At 54.7% G+C, this 17,637-nt stretch carries 13 protein-coding genes; 9 read left to right on the top strand and 4 right to left on the bottom strand.

Features of this window, described 5'->3' with window-relative positions; translation table 11 throughout:
* The first annotated feature begins 113 nt into the window (after positions 1–113).
* On the top strand, positions 114–1,304 hold the full coding sequence (locus tag JFC11_RS05010) for a multidrug effflux MFS transporter (protein ID WP_198348875.1): 1,191 nt from the start codon (positions 114–116) through the stop codon (positions 1,302–1,304).
* A gap of 71 nt (positions 1,305–1,375) precedes the next feature.
* Here the strand turns inward: JFC11_RS05010 and JFC11_RS05005 are convergent, their stop codons facing one another.
* Positions 1,376–4,891: an indolepyruvate ferredoxin oxidoreductase family protein gene (locus JFC11_RS05005; RefSeq protein ID WP_198348874.1), complete on the bottom strand. Its 3,516-nt coding sequence runs from the start codon at positions 4,889–4,891 to the stop codon at positions 1,376–1,378.
* A gap of 177 nt (positions 4,892–5,068) precedes the next feature.
* On the opposite strand from JFC11_RS05005, the gene JFC11_RS05000 reads away from it, so the two are divergent.
* The 3 genes from JFC11_RS05000 (at position 5,069) to JFC11_RS04990 (ending at position 7,507) form a co-directional block, all read left to right on the top strand.
* Positions 5,069–5,551 carry an Lrp/AsnC family transcriptional regulator gene (locus JFC11_RS05000; RefSeq protein WP_038479138.1) on the top strand — a complete coding sequence of 161 codons (483 nt, stop codon included), beginning with the start codon at positions 5,069–5,071 and terminating at the stop codon, positions 5,549–5,551.
* 230 nt (positions 5,552–5,781) lie between these two features.
* Positions 5,782–6,837, top strand: coding sequence for a TRAP transporter substrate-binding protein (locus JFC11_RS04995; RefSeq protein WP_038479140.1), 1,056 nt, complete (start codon positions 5,782–5,784; stop codon positions 6,835–6,837).
* 223 nt (positions 6,838–7,060) lie between these two features.
* Entirely contained in the window at positions 7,061–7,507 is a 447-nt protein-coding gene (locus tag JFC11_RS04990) for a DUF6455 family protein (RefSeq protein ID WP_038479143.1), read from the top strand.
* A 75-nt stretch (positions 7,508–7,582) separates the two neighbouring features.
* On the opposite strand, the gene JFC11_RS04985 is transcribed toward JFC11_RS04990, so the two are convergent.
* The 3 genes from JFC11_RS04985 to JFC11_RS04975 all read right to left on the bottom strand — a co-directional run bounded on the left by JFC11_RS04985 (position 7,583) and on the right by JFC11_RS04975 (position 11,547).
* Positions 7,583–9,043, bottom strand: coding sequence for a sodium-dependent transporter (locus JFC11_RS04985; RefSeq protein ID WP_038479146.1), 1,461 nt, complete (start codon positions 9,041–9,043; stop codon positions 7,583–7,585).
* Between the two features lie 392 nt (positions 9,044–9,435).
* Positions 9,436–10,998: a sigma-54-dependent transcriptional regulator gene (locus JFC11_RS04980; protein ID WP_198348873.1), complete on the bottom strand. Its 1,563-nt coding sequence runs from the start codon at positions 10,996–10,998 to the stop codon at positions 9,436–9,438.
* Between the two features lie 72 nt (positions 10,999–11,070).
* The gene (locus JFC11_RS04975; protein WP_038479152.1) at positions 11,071–11,547 is read right to left on the bottom strand and encodes an Lrp/AsnC family transcriptional regulator; all 477 of its coding nucleotides are present in this window, start codon (positions 11,545–11,547) and stop codon (positions 11,071–11,073) included.
* Positions 11,548–11,676: 129 nt separating this feature from the next.
* On the opposite strand from JFC11_RS04975, the gene hppD reads away from it, so the two are divergent.
* The 5 genes from hppD to JFC11_RS04950 all read left to right on the top strand — a co-directional run bounded on the left by hppD (position 11,677) and on the right by JFC11_RS04950 (position 17,635).
* The gene (hppD, locus tag JFC11_RS04970; RefSeq protein WP_038479155.1) at positions 11,677–12,783 is read left to right on the top strand and encodes a 4-hydroxyphenylpyruvate dioxygenase; all 1,107 of its coding nucleotides are present in this window, start codon (positions 11,677–11,679) and stop codon (positions 12,781–12,783) included.
* 46 nt (positions 12,784–12,829) lie between these two features.
* Positions 12,830–13,195 carry a Rieske (2Fe-2S) protein gene (locus JFC11_RS04965; RefSeq protein ID WP_198348872.1) on the top strand — a complete coding sequence of 122 codons (366 nt, stop codon included), beginning with the start codon at positions 12,830–12,832 and terminating at the stop codon, positions 13,193–13,195.
* Positions 13,196–13,538: 343 nt separating this feature from the next.
* The gene (locus tag JFC11_RS04960; RefSeq protein ID WP_198348871.1) at positions 13,539–15,116 is read left to right on the top strand and encodes a pyridoxal phosphate-dependent decarboxylase family protein; all 1,578 of its coding nucleotides are present in this window, start codon (positions 13,539–13,541) and stop codon (positions 15,114–15,116) included.
* An 18-nt stretch (positions 15,117–15,134) separates the two neighbouring features.
* On the top strand, positions 15,135–16,463 hold the full coding sequence (locus JFC11_RS04955; protein ID WP_198348870.1) for a lysine N(6)-hydroxylase/L-ornithine N(5)-oxygenase family protein: 1,329 nt from the start codon (positions 15,135–15,137) through the stop codon (positions 16,461–16,463).
* On the top strand, positions 16,460–17,635 hold the full coding sequence (locus JFC11_RS04950) for an MFS transporter (protein WP_198348869.1): 1,176 nt from the start codon (positions 16,460–16,462) through the stop codon (positions 17,633–17,635). The genes JFC11_RS04955 and JFC11_RS04950 overlap by 4 nt, the downstream gene beginning before the upstream one ends.
* Positions 17,636–17,637: the final 2 nt, after the last annotated feature.

The following is a 17,637-nucleotide window of genomic DNA, read 5'->3' as shown; positions in this document are numbered from 1 at the left end:
CGATACTATTAAGCTATACTAAGCAGGCTAACATAAGCGGGCGTCTTTCCACTCGGGAAGGCGCCCGACTCGTGTCCGAAGGGGCATCACATCCAACCAAAAGGAGTTAAGGGGTGCTAAAGCTGCCCTCTACCGCCACCGTAGTGGCACTGGCCGCGGTGACTGCACTCGGCCCGCTGGCGACGGATATGTATTTGCCAGCCATGCCCGCTATGGCAGAAGCGCTGAATACTGGCCCAGACCGAATACAGCTGACCCTTAGCCTCTATATGGCTGGATTCGCTCTGGCCCAACTAGTGTGCGGGCCAATCTCTGATCGCTTTGGCCGCCGCCCGGTGATGATCGCGGGCTTATCGCTGTTTCTCGCTGCGAGCCTACTGTGTGCCTGGGCGCCGAGCGTCGAGTGGTTGCTGGTAGGCCGCTTCCTACAGGCCTTCGGCGGTGCTGCTGGGCCGGTATTAGCACGGGCATCGGTGCGTGATATTCATGGCCCTATCGAGGCTGGGCGCATTCTCTCCTATATGGCAAGCACGATGGCCCTCGCCCCTGCTCTGGCCCCTGTGGTGGGTGCAGGGTTACTGCTGTTTTTTGGCTGGGAATCGGTGTTCGTGGTGCTGGCGCTCTACGCGGCAGTGATGCTGGCGGTGCTGATATTTATGCTACCCGAGCCGTTGGCGAAGGAGCGACGGCAATCGATCCACCCGAAAACAGTACTGGCTAACTTCCGCTTACTACTGACTCAGCGTGCCTTTATCGGCTACACCTTGGTGAATGCGGCCGCGTTCTCCGGGCTATTCGCGTACCTTTCTGGCTCATCTTTTGTCCTCATCGAGTACCTGGGTGTCGCGCCTACGTTGTATGGCGTGCTGTTCACGCTGATTGTCGCGGGCTTCTTCTTCGGCACGCTGGTCAGCGGCCGCTATAGCCACCGCCTAGGTCGTGATCGCCTCGTTACTTTGGGGAGCGTAATCTGCGCAACTGGGGGCGTCGTCATGGCGGGCTTGGCCACCGTTGGCGTTCATCATCCGTGGGCGGTGGTGGGGCCGCATATGGTGTTCATGCTGGGAGTAGGCATTTTGATGCCACAAACAATGGCCGGTGCACTGGCGCCCAACCCCCAATGTGCAGGCGCAGCGTCTTCTTTGTTTGGTTTTCTGCAAATGACGATTGCCGCTGTGGTAGGTGGATTAGTCGGGCAATTCCACGACGGCAGCTCGCGCACCATGGCCTTGACGATTGGGCTGATGGGGCTGCTCGCCTTACTAAGCCACTGGCTGCTGGTACGCCGCCGAAAAGAGGCGTAGCTGAATCACTGTCTCGCTACCTAGCAAAAGGCCACGCATTGCGTGGCCTTTTTTACCTATATTGAGTTGCCTTAAGCAGCTTCAACAGCGATGGTCTTCGAGCGACCTTCACGTAGTTCCTTCAACAACGTCTCGCGGCGCTCGTTGGCTTTCTCAGCGGCAGTTTCGCGGACTGGCCCGAAACCACGAATCTCTTCCGGCAGCTTAGCAAGCGCTAAGGCCGTGGCGTGATTCGTACCATCAAGACGGGCCACTAACTCATCAATCAACTGCTCGTAGCCAGCCAATAAAGCGCGGTCGAGCTTACGATCAGCGCTGAAGCGGAAAGGGTCAAGCGCCGTGTTGCGCAAACCGCGCATCTTGGCCAGCGCGCCCATTGCCTTCAGCACCCAGGGTCCGAAGCGGCGCTTCACCGGACGCCCTTGCGCATCTTTACGACCACCCAGCAGCGGCGGTGCCAAATGGAAGGTTAGCTGGTAATCTCCCGAGAACGTCGCTTTGACCTCATCCAGAAAATCGCTCTGGGTATAAAGGCGCGCCACTTCATACTCATCTTTATACGCCATCAAACGATAGAGCTGATGGGCGACGGCTTCACTCAACGATTGGCCACCGTTTAGTGCTGCTTCGGCCTCACGCACTTTCGCTACTTGGGTAACGTAACGCTCAGCCCAGGCACGGTTCTGATAGCGCTCCAGGTGGCGACTATTACGCGCTATCACGTCGTCCAGTGTAGCATTCGCGGACAGGGGCATCGTGTCCAAATGCTGCTGAAGGTAGTCGGGCTCCACCGCTGCCAAGCGGCCCCAGGCAAATGCCTGCCGGTTCTTCTCCACAGCGACGCCGTTAAGTTCCAAAGCACGCTGCAGCGCAGGTTCAGAAAGCGGCACCAGCCCCTGCTGCCAGGCAAATCCCAGCATCATCATATTGGAAAACACCGTATCGCCTAGCAGCTGTTCGGCTAGGCGATTGGCATCCAGGGAAGCAAAGCGTTCATCTCCTACCGCTTCACGCAACATGTTAAGGCGCTTACTGGGCTGCATATCCGCATCGCGATAAAGGACATAATCCGCCGTGGCTAGCTCGGCCAGATTCGCCACGATACGCGTGGTCGGCTGCAGCACATTCAGTGCTTTCTGCGAACTCGCCACGACCATATCGCAAGCGATCATCGCATCGGCCTGACCGGCTTCGATACGGACCTGATTCAGCTCGCTAGGCTGTGATGCCAGACGCACATAGCTAAGGACTGCCCCGCCTTTTTGCGCAAACCCCATAAAGTCGAGCACGCTGCTGCCCTTGCCTTCCAGGTGTGCTGCCATGGTGATCAGTTGCCCAACGGTCACCACGCCCGTGCCGCCAACGCCTCCCACCAGCAAGTCATAAGGGGCCGTCAAAGTAGCAATGGAGGGGTTAGGCAAATGCGCTATGCGTTGCCAAAAGACATTATCTGCGGTGACGCCTTGGCCTTTACGCAGCCCGCCGCCTTCAACAGTGACAAAACTGGGGCAAAAGCCACTGACGCAGGACATATCCTTGTTGCAGGACGACTGATCGATTTTGCGCTTGCGGCCTAGTTCGGTCTCACGTGGCACCACCGATAAACAGTTGGACTGTACAGAACAATCACCACAACCTTCGCAAACATGATGGTTAATGAACACCCGGCGGGCGGGGTCTTCCATCAAACCACGCTTGCGCCGACGGCGTTTTTCAGCCGCGCATGCCTGGTCATAAATCAACACGGTGCAGCCAGGAATTTCGCGCAGTTCACGTTGCAGCGTGTCCATCTCTTCGCGCCCGTGGAAGGTTACCTGCTTAGGAAACTCCTTCTCATGCCCGCGGTATTTTTCGGGTTCATCACTGACCACCACTACCCGACGAACACCTTCATCCAGCGATTGCCGGGCGATCATCGGCACGTTGATTTGCCCATCCACGGGTTGACCGCCCGTCATGGCAACCGCGTCGTTAAACAGGATTTTATAGGTAATATTGACGTTGGCAGCCACTGCCTGGCGCACCGCCATTGAGCCCGAGTGAAACCAGGTGCCTTCGCCTAAGTTCTGGAAAATATGACCGTTGCCGGTAAAGCGGCTCTTGCCCACCCAGTTAACGCCTTCGCCGCCCATCTGAATTAACGATTCGGTGTTGCGGCCCATCCACGAGGCCATAAAGTGGCAACCGATCCCCGCTAAGGCTTTACTGCCCTCCGGCACCTTGGTCGAGCTATTGTGTGGGCAACCGGAGCAGAAATACGGCATGCGGCGCACACCACCAAGCTCCTTAACGCCGGCTTGGCAAGCGTCAACGGTTGCCAGTTTGTCGCTAAAATCAATCTTGAAAAAGCGCGCGAGACGCTCGGCGACAAAGCCTGCCAAGAGACGCGGGCCCAGCTCCCCAACAAAGGGAATCAAGGGCTTGCCAGTTTCATCCTGCTTGCCGGTCACGATCACCTCGCCAGGGTGATCGGGTTCGGACATGTACTCTTTAAGCTGACTTTCAATAATGCCGCGCTTCTCTTCAATGACCAGCACTTCGCGCTTGCCATGAATAAACTCAAGAATGCCGGGGCGATGGAGCGGCCACACCATCCCAACTTTGTATATTTCCACCCCCAATTCACGCAGCTTCGCTTCATCCAGCCCCAACAAACGCAGCGCCTCAAGTAAATCCAGGTGGCCCTTGCCTGTGGTAACCAGCCCAAATGTCGCCTGTTCTTGGCGAAATAAATACTGATCAATCGGGTTAGCGGTGGCAAACGCCTGAACGGCGGCCAGCTTGTGCTCAAGGCGGGTCTCAAGCTGCGGCCCCGGCAGGTCAGGCCAGCGGTAGTGCAGCCCGCCTTCCGGCATTTCGAAATCCGGCGTGACATATTCCGGCAAAGGTGGCACGTCCACCGATGCGCCACTTTCTACGGTTTCGGAAACGGCTTTGAACCCCACCCAGCAACCAGAGAAGCGTGAAAGTGCATAGCCCCATAGCCCAAAGCGTTCATATTCCGCCAATGAGGCAGGGCTTACGACCGGCATAAACCAGGCCATAAAGGCGACATCCGACTGGTGTGGCATGGAGGACGATACACACCCATGATCATCGCCCGCGACCACCAGCACACCACCCGTCGGTGAGCTACCGTAGGCATTACCGTGCTTTAACGCGTCGCCCGCGCGGTCAACACCTGGCCCTTTGCCATACCACATGCCGAAGACGCCTTCGACTTGCCGCTCAGGATCTGTCTCTACCTGTTGGCAACCCAGCATCATGGTAGCGGCCAGGTCTTCGTTGATCGCAGGGACAAAATCGATGTGATGCGCTTCCATAGCGGCTTTCGCCCGCCAAATTTCTTGGTCCACACCGCCTAAGGGCGAGCCACGATAGCCACTGATAAGTCCTGCCGTCTGGCGGCCATTGTGGCGATCAAGCTCCGCCTGACGTAAGGCGATGCGTACCAAGGCTTGGGTGCCAGTAAGAAAAATACGGCCTTCGCCTCGGCTATAGCGGTCGGCCAGCTGATAATTATCGAGTGCGATCTCGAGAGGCTGGGTAATAGAACCCGCCTGCTCAGCAATTGAGGGGGTTGTCATGAGAGTTCACCAGTACGGTTGAAGAGTTATGGTTGTAATACATCTGAGTCTAGCCAAGAGCGCACTAAAGGTGCTTGCTAATTAGCTCTTCAAACGCCTGGTTATTAATCATTACTTTCATTTTTTTAGTTTTGACGCAATGATATTCAACAAACCACAAATAAATGAAATGACACCATGAAAGAAGCAACCAAAGAAATCACCTTAGACAGGCATGATCAGCGCATTCTTACCCTGCTTCAGCAACAGGGGCGTATTACCAACAATGAACTCGCCGAACAGATCGGGCTCTCCCCCGCTGCCTGTTGGCGACGCGTAAAAGCCCTGGAGGAGAGTGGCGTTATCCGCCGCTTTGCAGCGTTGGTGGAACCCAGCCTAGTGGGCCAGCCACTATCAGCACTGGTCATGGTGACGCTAGTTCGCCACCACATCGACAATACCGTCGAGTTCGAAAATCGCATTCTGCAATATCCAGAAGTGCTGCAGTGCTATGCCACCACCGGCAACGCCGATTTCGTATTGCGGGTAGTGATCGAAGACATGGCGGCTTATGACCGTTTTCTGAATGAAAAACTCTTCACCTTGGATGGTATTTCCCAGGTTAGCTCTAATTTCGTGCTACGTAATATCAAAGAAGAGACCGCTATCCCGATTCGTTGAATCAGCCGATTGAGACCACCAAGCCTTACTGCCCGCTAGAACGAACCTCCAAAACTTCAAAATTAAGACTTAAGTATCAACTCAACCAACTTTAAATTAGTTGCTATTGAAACTATCTAGAGGCAAGGTAAGCTTTGTGATTTACGCCTCCTGAGAAGGCGCTACTTGCTCGGTGTTAGGCGTTACCAATAACAACACAGACGTTAATAACGTCGTTTTGGAGTTTCCGCATGAAACAACCAGCTCGCTTACTCGTGGGTGCTATCGCGCTTTCCAGCATGGCGTTCAGCATGTCTTCATTTGCCCAGGCAACGATCACCGTTAGCACGTGGGGTGGGCCGAATCACGGAATTAATACCATTGTTTGGCCGACCTGGAAGGCGTGGATTGAAGAAGCCACTGATGACCGTGTCACGGTAGAAGTGGTACACGATATGGGGCCTCCTCCCGCACAAATGGAAATCGTTGCTGATGGTATTGCAGACGCCAGTTGGATTTTTCACGCCCATATGGCGGGACGTTTTCTAGCCACGCAGCTACCTGAATTCCCTACCTTTGAGGAGTTCTCTTCAGAAGATGCCTCTGCGGCCTATTGGCATACCCACCAAGAGTATTTGCAGCAAGCCAATGAGCACCGTGGTGTTGATGTCGTTGCGATGGGCGTACATGGGCCAGGGCAAATATTTACCCGTGACCAAATAAGCTCCATTGATGAGCTTGCTGGCAAACGGCTGCGCGTGGGCGGCGGAGTGATGAGTGGCTTAGCCGAGGCAATGTCGGTAACCGGTGTCTCCATTCCGCCCACAGGCACCTACGAAGCGGCCTCCCAGGGCGTTGTTGACGGCGCGATGCTAACGCTTGAGAGCTTGCGCAGCTTCCGCGTGGCTGAAGTTGCCCCGCACACCCTTACCGTAGACGGCGGTTTCTATCGCGGCAGCTTTGCGATTGTTATGAACCCGATGTTCTGGGACCAAGTGTCGGACGAAGACCGCGCGGCGATTGAAAGCGTATCGGGTGAGCGGCTTTCACGCTTGTTTGGCTACATGATGGATATTTCCGACCAGCGCGGCGTTGAATTTGGTGAAGAGAATGGCGCCACCTTTACCCAAGCATCGGAACAAGACATCGATTACCTGAGGGGCGTTGCAAGCAACTTACAAGATGCCTGGAGTGAGTCGATAAAGAGTCGTGGTGTTGACGCGCCTGCCGCACTTGCCTTCTTTCATGAGCAGTTAGTCAATGCAGCGGCCGAAGAGCGTATCGAAGCGAGTGTTGTTAGTCACTGAGCCGCTTGATTAGATGCTCTCGCCGCGGCCGTATAATAGGCGGCGAGAGCAGCACTCACATTCTGATGACGCCCTATAAGCAGCTACTTTTCTATCACTTCCCTCCACTCCCTCCTTCCGCATCTCTGTTTCACTTGAAACCAACTTGATCCGCGTCAAGATAGTTTATCTCTCGTCGGTTGATACTGATGTCATCATCAAGAACCGCCGAGGGAGAATGACCATGGATACTGCCCAGCATACAGATACCACCTCTTGGTGGAGCCGCCTCACAGAGCGCTGCTATACAGCATCAACCGCGACGTTAGCCCGCAACATAAACCAGCAAGCAGGCGCTAGCTATGATGCACTTATCAACGACCTGGAAAGACCGCTAGAGCCACGCTTTGAGCAGGCAGTGGCAAGGCAGCTAGCAGCAGGCCAACCCGCTCATTTCAGCCCAGCCAAAACCTTAATGCCAGTTATGATGCAGCGCTTCGGTCTTAAAGAGAGTGAGCTTCATGGGAATGTTCTGATGAAGCATGCCGACTATCGTACACTGCGTGACACCTGCAACGCTTGCGCAGCCGTTGGCGATTGTTGGAAAGCAATGCGAGCAAGTGCCGAGCTTGATGAGTGCCGCCGCTTATGCCCTAACGCCAATGCCTTTGATGCCTTAGCGGCACGCTAATGCAAAGCGCTCCCATCGACTATCGATGAGAGCGCTTTGATGACTCTTCTTAATGTCTTATTCTAATGAGTTGCTTCAGGAAGCCTGATGCCGCAGTCGTGGGCTAGCTAACTCTCCCACCACGGTAATAACCACCAGCAGGGCTAGCAGCCACGGCCACTGAGTGCCTACTTGAAGGGTGGCAAGGCCCAGCGCATCGATGAAAATTAACACGATACCTAACGGGCTGACGTAACGCACCATAAACAGCCACAGCGTGTGTTGGGTACGGGAGAGCCCTAGCTCCTCTCTAAATAGCTCAGTACGCAGCAGGAAGCCTGCCATCAGTGCCGTACCTAAACCGCCTAATGGCATCATCCAACGGGAGGTCAGGTAATCCAGCCAATCGAAGAAAGTGCGGCCTGCCACCGTCCAATCCGCGCCCATATTGAAAGACAGCATTGCCAAGGTGCTTACCAACCACAGCACGATGCCCACACCCCAGGATGCCCGTTTGCGCGTCATCCCTTTGCTTGCAACTAGCCAGGCCACTGTCGCTTCGATCATTGAAATCGACGACGTAAGCGCGGCCATCGACAGCATCACAAAGAACAGGACGCCAAACAACGTACCAAACGGCATTGCTTGGAAGGCCAGGGGCAAGCTCATAAAGATCAACCCTGGCCCTTGGCCGGGATTCATTCCGTTAGCGAAAATAATCGGGAAAATAGCCAAGCCTGCCATCAGCGCGACAACGGTATCAGCAATGGCCACACTGAATGTCGTGCGCGCAATGGAGTGCCCTTCTGGCAGGTAAGAGCCGTAGGTAAGAATGGCACCAGACGCGAGCGACAAGGTAAAGAAGGCATGCCCCAGTGCCGCTAAGAGCCCTTCACTGCTTAACCCTTCGGCATTGAAAGAAAACAGAAAAGACCAAGCTTCGGCAAAGCCACCAGAAAAAGCACCGTAGCCAATCAGTATGCCCAGCATGATCACCATGCCTGGCATCATCCAACTGACACTCTTTTCAATACCTGCTTGTACGCCCTTACCGACGATGAACATGGTTAGCACCGTCACTAGCGTGCTCCAGGCGCCTAACGTGAAAGGGTTGGCATTATTAGCGGCAAAAATTGCTGCCATATCATCGACGCTATTACCGGCCAGTCCGCCGCTCAGCATTTTCCACAGATAGGAAAATGACCAGCCAGCGACGACCACGTAGAACGACAGAATCATGAAACCACACAGCATGGCCATCCAGCCGAAGATCGACCAGAAACTGCCGCGCCCTGACTCATGTACCACTCGACGGATAGCATCAATCGGGCTACCCCTACCGCGACGCCCAAAGCTGATTTCAGCCATCATGATAGGAACACCTACTGCCAATATGCAGGCCAAATAGACCAGCACAAAAGCGCCACCCCCGAACTCGCCAGTGATGTAAGGAAACTTCCAGATATTACCCAGGCCCACTGCAGAGCCAGTGGCTGCCAGCACAAACCCCCAGCGGCCCAGCCACAGCGTTTTGGGGGGCGTATTTGTCGTTGTCATTGGGAAACCTTATAAATTTATATTGTTTTTTAGGCTATTTATTATGAGCAGCTAGAACAGCTACTTAAGAGCGATTAACTGCCTATAAAAGCCAACCAACTGCGGTCAATCAGTCATAAAGAGCAATCTATAAAGAGTCTATGGAGATAGCCATAGGGCAGGAATGGGGTTAAATCGCATTCGGCGAGGCGCTACCCGCGGAAGCGGCATAAAACTGTAAAGTAATCGTTACACCCAGAAAAAAATGCCGAAGAGTGGTGTCTTGCCGTTGTATTTTTCTGACAAACTGTAAACAAATCGTGACAGTTAATTCACCTGCTATACGTACTTTTTTAAGATTTTGCTTAAGTAGAGTCTTGAATACGGCTTAACGTGCTGTTCCAGGTACGGTTTCAAGTGCCATCTTGAGCACCAATACCGTAACGCTTGAGTTTATTCGCAATGGTTGTGTGGGAAACACCCAACCGCTTGCCTAACTGGCGGCTGGAGGGATGCTGCTGATACAGCGTACTCAAGATATTCTTTTCCACCTCGCCTAACATGTCGCTCAAGCTTCCCTCTAATGGAATACCCGCCAGCTCAGGCGATACTTCACTGTGAGGAAGACGCAAATGCACCGGCTGAATGGCTTTCTCTTCACATAGCGACACCGCCTGGAACAACACATTTTCCAACTGACGCACATTGCCCGGCCAGTCGTAGCGGATGATTTTTTCCAACGCAGCAGGTGAAAGTTCAGGCAAAGGGCAGCCTATCTGACGCGCCGCACGATCAAGCACATAGGCAGCCAACTCCTCGATACCATCCAAACATTCACGTAAGGGAGGGACCTGTAGCAACAGCACATTAAGTCGGTGATAAAGATCCAGCCGAAACAGCCCTTCACTACATAACTGCGGCAGGTTCTGTTGAGTGGCACAGATCACCCGGACATCCAGGAAGGTTTCCTCGTCGCTACCCACACGCCGGAAGCCGCCATCCTGAAGAAAACGCAACAGTTTTGTCTGCAGACGTGGGCTCATTTCACCGACTTCATCGAGAAACACGGTGCCGCCTTCGTTAAGCTCCAGAAGGCCAAGTTTTCCTTCTGGCCGAGCGCCTTCAAAAGCACCGGGCGCGTAACCGAAAAGCTCTGTCTCGGCCATTGATTCTGGCAGCCCAGCACAGTTGAGCACCACAAACGGCGCTTGCCCGCGATGGCTTGCCAAATGGCAGGCTCTGGCGACCAGTTCTTTCCCAGTCCCCGTTTCTCCTACAATCAGCAACGGGGCATCCAGTGGCGCCATACGCCGCGCCTCATTGATCACGGCGGCCAATCGCGAACTCGACTGAAAGATGGCCTCAAAGCCACGCAGTTCCTGGCGCTGCACCTGATAAATACGTGCCCCAATACGGTCGGCACGATGCAATGTCACCACCGCCCCGGCTAATGAATCCACCTTGGTGTCTTCGGTGTGCAGTGGCGCAATATCGGCGAGATAGGTATCGCCTTTCAGCTTGATCCGCAGCCCATTGATACGTGAGTTGTTGCGGCGAATCACCTCGGGAAGGTCGACTTCGTCAAGGTAGCGATCCAGCGATAGCCCGGGTACTTCTTGAACGCGCACCCCCAATACCTGAACGGCGATACGGTTGGCCGCTACAATGCGGCCCTGCATATCTATCGACATAACGGGGTCAGAAAGCGAAGACAGCAATGCATCCAACTCCAAATGACGACGCTCGCTGGGCATCAAGCTCGCGCGTTTGACGCCAAACACCCCTGGAATAGCTTCCAGTGCCGGCTTAAGCGTAATCAGTTGAGCATTAAGCAACTTCGGGACATGCAAATAGATGGTATTGCCCTGCTCCCCACCAACTTCGCCCCGCGCGACATTTATGCGGTAGTCAGCAAACTGGGCCACTATATCGCGAAGAATGCCGATTCGATTCTGACAATAAAATTTAAGACGCATAGAACCCTCACCGCACAAAACTAACGTAGCTACTTAGGCTTTGCCTGAAAAATCAGTGATTTCGGACATCGCCTAGCCACCACTCACCGGCAGCCCCTGCTCCTCTTTCATACTACGCAGTATGATTTCAGAGCGAACCTGGGTGACATTAGGATGAGGTAATAAATGGTGGTGAATAAAGTCTGAAAACTCGGTGAGGTCCTTGGCAATAACGTGCAATACATAGTCCGCATCCCCCGACACAGAATAAGCCTCACGCACCATGGCGTGCTTCGTCAGTAACGTTACAAAATCATCATCCATGCTCTCACCATGCGCTTTGAGATTAACGCGAGTGATCGCACGCAAGCCAAACCCCAGGCGGGAGGCATCAAGCCTCGCCGAATATCCCTTAATCACCCCTTCGGCTTCTAGCCGCGCTTTACGCCGGGAGCACTGAGAGGGAGACAAGCTGACCCGTTCTCCCAACTCTGAATTGGTGAGGGCTGAGTTCTTCTGCAATACTGATAAAATTGCAAGATCATATCGATCCAAAGAAATCCCGTGCATAGAACACTCCAGTTGCGCACAAGCTGTGCGCTATTTGGCGATATCTTAGGTTAGTTTGCAACCTAATTGCACCGCCTCTTCCCTATACTGAGCTTGTTCACTTACAAGATAATAATAGGAGAGACAGCGATGGGACCTTTTCCTCATGACGCGCCAAAAGTAACCATAAGCGATGCAAACCCAGCGGGCACCGATGGTTTTGAATTTGTTGAATTTGCCCATCCTGAGCCGGAAAAGTTAGACAGCCTGTTTCGGCAAATGGGCTTCGTCCCCGTTGCAAAGCACCGTGATAAGTCAATCACCGTTTATCGTCAGGGTGATATTAACTATCTGCTTAACAGCGAGCCTAACTCCCACGCGTCAGCGTTTATTGAGGCGCACGGCCCTTGTGCACCGGCCATGGCTTGGCGCGTTGTTGATGCTCAGCACGCCCTAAAACGTGCCGTTGAGTTAGGGGCTGAAGAGTTCACTGGCAATAAATCCATCGATGCACCTGCAGTTGTTGGTATTGGCGGCTCGCTGCTTTACTTTATTGATACGTATGGCGAAAAAGGCAGCTGTTATTCAAATGAGTTTGAGTGGTTAGATGAGGTAAACCCTAAGCCTAAAGGGTTTGGCTTTTACTATCTTGACCACCTCACTCATAACGTTATTCGCGGCAATATGGATACGTGGTATAAGTTTTATCACGACACCTTTAACTTCCGTGAAATACGCTACTTCGATATCACCGGTAAAGTCACCGGTCTTACTAGCCGCGCATTAACCTCTCCCGATGGCAAAATCCGTATTCCGATTAACGAAAGTGCCGACGATCACAGCCAAATTGAAGAGTACTTGCGCGAGTATAACGGCGAAGGTATTCAGCATATCGCCATTGCAACGAACGATATTTACACCGGCACTGATTTAATCGCTGACGCGGGGCTTGAATTCATGCCTGGCCCGCCGAGCATCTATTATGAAAAATCACTTGAGCGCGTAAAAGATCACCAGGAACCTCTCGATAAACTTCGTAACCGCGGCATTTTGATTGATGGCGAAGGTGTCGTGGGCGGTGGTGAAACTAGAATTTTGCTACAGATTTTCTCAAAAACAGTGATTGGTCCGATCTTCTTCGAGTTTATCCAACGTAAAGGCGATGATGGTTTTGGAGAGGGCAATTTTAAAGCACTTTTCGAATCCATCGAAGAGGACCAAATTAACCGAGGCGTGCTGCAAAGTACTGCAGAATAGAAAAAATGCTAAATAACAAAATTAGCGCTGACGAAAAGGAAACACTGTGCAAGACGCTTGGCGTAATTATGCAAATGCCCCCCAAGAGGGGGCTATTGTTTGCCCTTCTCATCTTATAGAAGAAGGCAATGCACACTGCATAGAAGTTATCAGTAACGATGAATCTTTCCCCGTCATTATAACGCGCATAAATGGTGTCATTTATTGCTACGTTAATGCCTGCCCCCACCAATACTTACCATTAAATTACCGGTCGGAAAGTATCATTTCGTCAGATAGAAGCCGTTTGCTATGCAGTGCTCATGGCGCAGCGTTTGATATTAAAACAGGCAACTGTTTAACGGGCGCCTTCGATAAACTTGACGCAATACCGGTATTTGAAGACCAGGAAAGTAATGTATGCATTGGTTAAGCTGATATTAAACTAAACTCTTTTAAGAAGCCCCTCTAGCAATTATCAATTAACACCTACTCGTGATGACCAGGTAGGCGTCTTCTGACGCCTATAGATCGCGACATTCATGTGCCCTCTTTTTCCTCGTTAGACGCTGGCGCCCGCCACCTTACAAAAAAATTGCCTCTGCCGGTTCAGAAAGCGACGGCTGATACGTCGTGTGTTATGAACAAAATGTAATGATTATCATTTCATGAAATTTAATGGCGTTACTAACACTCGGCGCCACAGCAAGAGACGCAATCAATAGCTACCGGCGAACCTACTGCCTTGCAGCGCAACGGATAAACGAGATGACACCATGACGACAAAGGTTCTAGACGAGAGCAAGTCCCTCAGCAGCGCATTCGCTCCGCTGGCAACAAACCAACTGTTCAATGCCGACCATTCAGAAGCCTATTGGCAACAGGCCACTCGTTGCATCGACTTAGTAAGGCGCAAGGTCGCCCAAGTAGACCGCCCCTTCACCGGCGCTCGACCAGAAGAGCTGCGCGGATTGTTCCAGGCCATCGATCTTGACGCTCCGCTTGGCAGCCTAGAGCCTGCGCTGCAAGAGTTGTCACGGCTCTATTTGGATGATGCCGTTTACTTCCACCATCCTCGCTACGTGGCACACCTCAACTGCCCCGTTGTGCTACCAGGCATCCTCGCCGAGGCGATTCTCTCACCGATCAACTCATCCCTCGACACCTGGGATCAGAGCGCCGGAGGCACCTTCGTCGAACAGTCGCTCATCGACTGGACCGCTGCCCGCATTGGCTTAGGCCAGGACGCCGACGGCGTCTTCACCAGTGGTGGTACCCAATCGAACCTGATGGCGTTGATGATCGCCCGAGACCATTACGGCGCATCTCTTGAGGGGCACGGCGGCAATAAGCATGAGGGCCTGTCGGCAGACTTTCGGCGACTGCGCATTCTCGGCTCGGAGGTCAGTCACTTTAGCTTGCAAAAGTCGACGGCAATTCTTGGGCTTGGCTATCAGGCGGTGATGCCGGTGGCTTGCGACGACCACTACCGTATGAGCCCCGAGTCCCTCAAGACGCGCCTAGAAGAGTGTGTGGCGATGAACCTGATTCCCATCGCTGTGGTCGCCACTGCTGGCACCACCGATTTCGGCAGCATCGACCCCCTTGAGGAGATCGCCGCACTTTGCCGGGAGCATGGTATCTGGCTGCACGTGGATGCCGCTTACGGCGGTGGGCTGCTGTGCTCGCGACGCTACCGTCACCGTTTAGCGGGCATCGAGCACGCAGACTCGGTCACTATCGACTATCACAAAACCTTCTTTCAACCGGTGAGCTGCAGCGCGTTCCTGGTAAGGCGTCGCAGCGACCTGCGCTACGTGACCTATCACGCCGACTACCTTAACCCGCAATGCCAAGCCGAGGCGGGCACCCCTGACCAGGTCAACAAAAGCCTGCAGACGACCAAGCGCTTTGACGCCCTCAAGCCATGGCTGACCCTGCGCATCATGGGCGCCGATGCGCTCGGCGAGATGTTCGAGCGGGTCATCGACTTGGCTAGCGAGGCTTACAACGAGCTGATCCGCCACCCAGACTTCGAGGTGTTGCTCGATCCTCCCATGAGCACCGTGGTGTTCCGCTACCGCCCGGCGAGCCTGCAGGAAGCAGAACGACATGAACCAGAACTACTCGAAACAGAGCTAGACGAGCTCAACACCCACGTGCGTTCGACACTGTCCCGCAACAGCGAAGCGGTAATTTCCGCCACTCGCGTCGGAGGGCGGCTTTACCTCAAGTTCACCCTACTCAACCCGGATACCAGTCTCAAAGATCTGGTGGCCATCATCGAGCGTATCTCTCACCACGGCCAAGCATGGTGCGATGCCCAGACGCCAACCCGCGCAGTAGCTTCCTGATTCCAGCGAGATATGACCATGACACAGACTGTCCACGACTTTATCGCCATTGGCCTTGGCCCCTTCAATCTTGGCCTAGCCTGCCTCACCGACCCAATTGATGAACTTGATGGCCTCTTCCTAGAACGCCAGGACGGCTTCGACTGGCATCCCGGCATGCTGCTTGAAGATGCCACTCTGCAGACGCCTTTCATGTCAGATCTGGTCACCATGGCCGACCCCACTAGTCGCTTCAGCGTTCTCAACTACCTGAAACAACAGGGTAAGCTCTACAATTTCTACATCCGCGAGAACGTCTTCCTGCTGCGTAAGGAGTACAACCATTACTGCCAGTGGGCAGCCGCCCAACTAGACAGCATCCGCTTCGGCACCGAAGTGACTCGCATCGATTATGACGAGCCCGCGGGAATTTACCGGGTGAGCTGCCGCGACACCCATAGCGGCGAGGCCCAGATCCATCTGGCACGGCGACTAGTGCTTGGCACCGGTACTAGCCCCTATCTGCCGGAGGGCTGCCGAGAAGTAGACCCACGCCCGCTGCACTCCAGCGAGTATTTGCAGCACAAGGCCGAGCTGCAGCGCCAGGAGGCTATCACCCTCATTGGCAGCGGCCAGAGTGCCGCCGAGATCTACCATGATTTGCTCGCTGACATCGACCGCTTCGGCTATCGCCTCGACTGGATAACCCGCTCACCACGCTTCTTCCCACTGGAGTACGGCAAGCTGACCCTGGAGATGACTTCGCCGGACTACATCGATTACTTCCACTCCCTGCCCGAAGCCACCCGCAACGGGTTAATGCAGCGCCAGAAGAGTCTCTACAAGGGCATCAACCTGGAGCTGATTGATGCGATTTACGACCTGCGCTACGCCAAGGAGCTGGGCGGCAAGGTCCGTTCCGACCTGCTCACCAACACCAACCTGGAAACCTGCCGCTATGATGCCGAGCGCAGCGAGTACGACCTGATCCTGTGGCACACCGAGCAGCAGCGCCACTACCGTCACCGCACTCCAGCGCTGATCATGGCCACCGGCTACCGCTACCATATGCCAGACTTCTTAGCGCCTATCACCTCGCGCATCGCCTTCGACACCGCCGGACGCTATGCCGTAGGCCGCTTCTATGACATCGACGGCGGGCGCGGCGAGCTCTTCGTGCAGAACGCCGAACTGCACACCCACAGCCTGGTGGCTCCGGATTTGGGCATGGGACCCTATCGCAATGCCTGCATCATCCGCGCCTTGACCGGTAGAGAGGTCTACCCCATCGAGAAGCGCATCGCCTACCAGCACTTCGGCGCTCCGAGCGAGGCCGTCTTTGAACCGATGGACGCGGAGCCTGCATGAGACCGACGCCCTGGCTGGTAAGTGTCACCGCCGTGGCGGTGGTCAGCGACTCCATGCTACTGCCCTTCTACCCGCAGTTTTTTGCCGATAGATTCGGTTTGACTGACCCCGCCCACGTCGGCGGCTACCTGGCCATGAGCTGCCTGGTGGTGATGCTGGCACTGCCCATCTGGGCATTGCTGGCCCGACGGTTCGGCACTCTGCAGCTGCTGGTGGGCACCCAACTCGTCGCCGGCGGCCTGAGTCTGTCCTGCGCGCTGGTCACCTCACTTCCGCTTTTCTGGGGGCTGTCGCTGGCCATGTTGGTGGCAAAGGCTAGTTACCTGCTGGTCTACCCGTACCTCATGCACTTTGAACCCCAGGACCGCCACGCCACCCTAATCGGCATGCTTTCAGTGGTGGTACATGCTGGCGGCATTCTCGGTGCCATCGTCGGTGGCTTGGTACTGGAACTCTGGCAGCCGGCTCGCGTGTTCCAGTTGATGGCGGTGAGCGATATTCTCCAGGTGGCGGTTTGCCTGCTGTTGCTCAGCCGCGGACAAGTGCCCCACGCGGCACCCGCCACTCCAACCTCCCCGAGCGCCAACGGCGCTATTCTGCGCTTGGGTGTGGTGATGCTGCTGTTCACCTTCAGCGCCTATCTGGCACGACCCTTTTTCGCCCAGTACTGGGCGCTAGCCTCGGGCCAACCGAGTGCGACGCTGGCTGGCGCTGTCTTCGCGATTCCCGGCGGTGTCGCCGTAGCGCTGCTGGCGTTCGACCTGTTGGGCCGACGCCCAAGTGGTGCGGCCATTGTCCTGCCCCTGGCAATTGGCCTCACGGGCCTCCTGTTCCAAGCCAGTGGCGACATTATCGCCATTCTCGCGGGTCGACTGCTATTCGGCTGGGCACTGTTCCGCGTCTCTGTGCGCCTAGAAGTGCGCCTATTTCAGCTCAGCACACCAGTACGTTACGCCAGCGACTTCAGCAAAATCCATATCTTCCAGGGTCTCGGCGTGCTCATCGCCTCCTGGGGCGCTGGTCGCTTGGTCGATACCCAGGGCCTGGCCAGCCCCTTTTTCGTCGCGGCGCTAGGTTTCGCTCTCTGCGCCCTCGCCTATCGTCTGCTGCTGGCCGGATCACCGGCGAACCACCAAGCGCAGCCAACTGATCCCGTTTCTGCAAGGACCTAACC

The sequence above is a fragment of the Vreelandella alkaliphila genome (assembly GCF_016107625.1).
Classification (GTDB): Bacteria; Pseudomonadota; Gammaproteobacteria; order Pseudomonadales; family Halomonadaceae; genus Vreelandella; species Vreelandella alkaliphila.
Note: the sequence above shows the minus strand (reverse complement) of the source record. Positions and strands in the feature narration are given on the sequence as shown.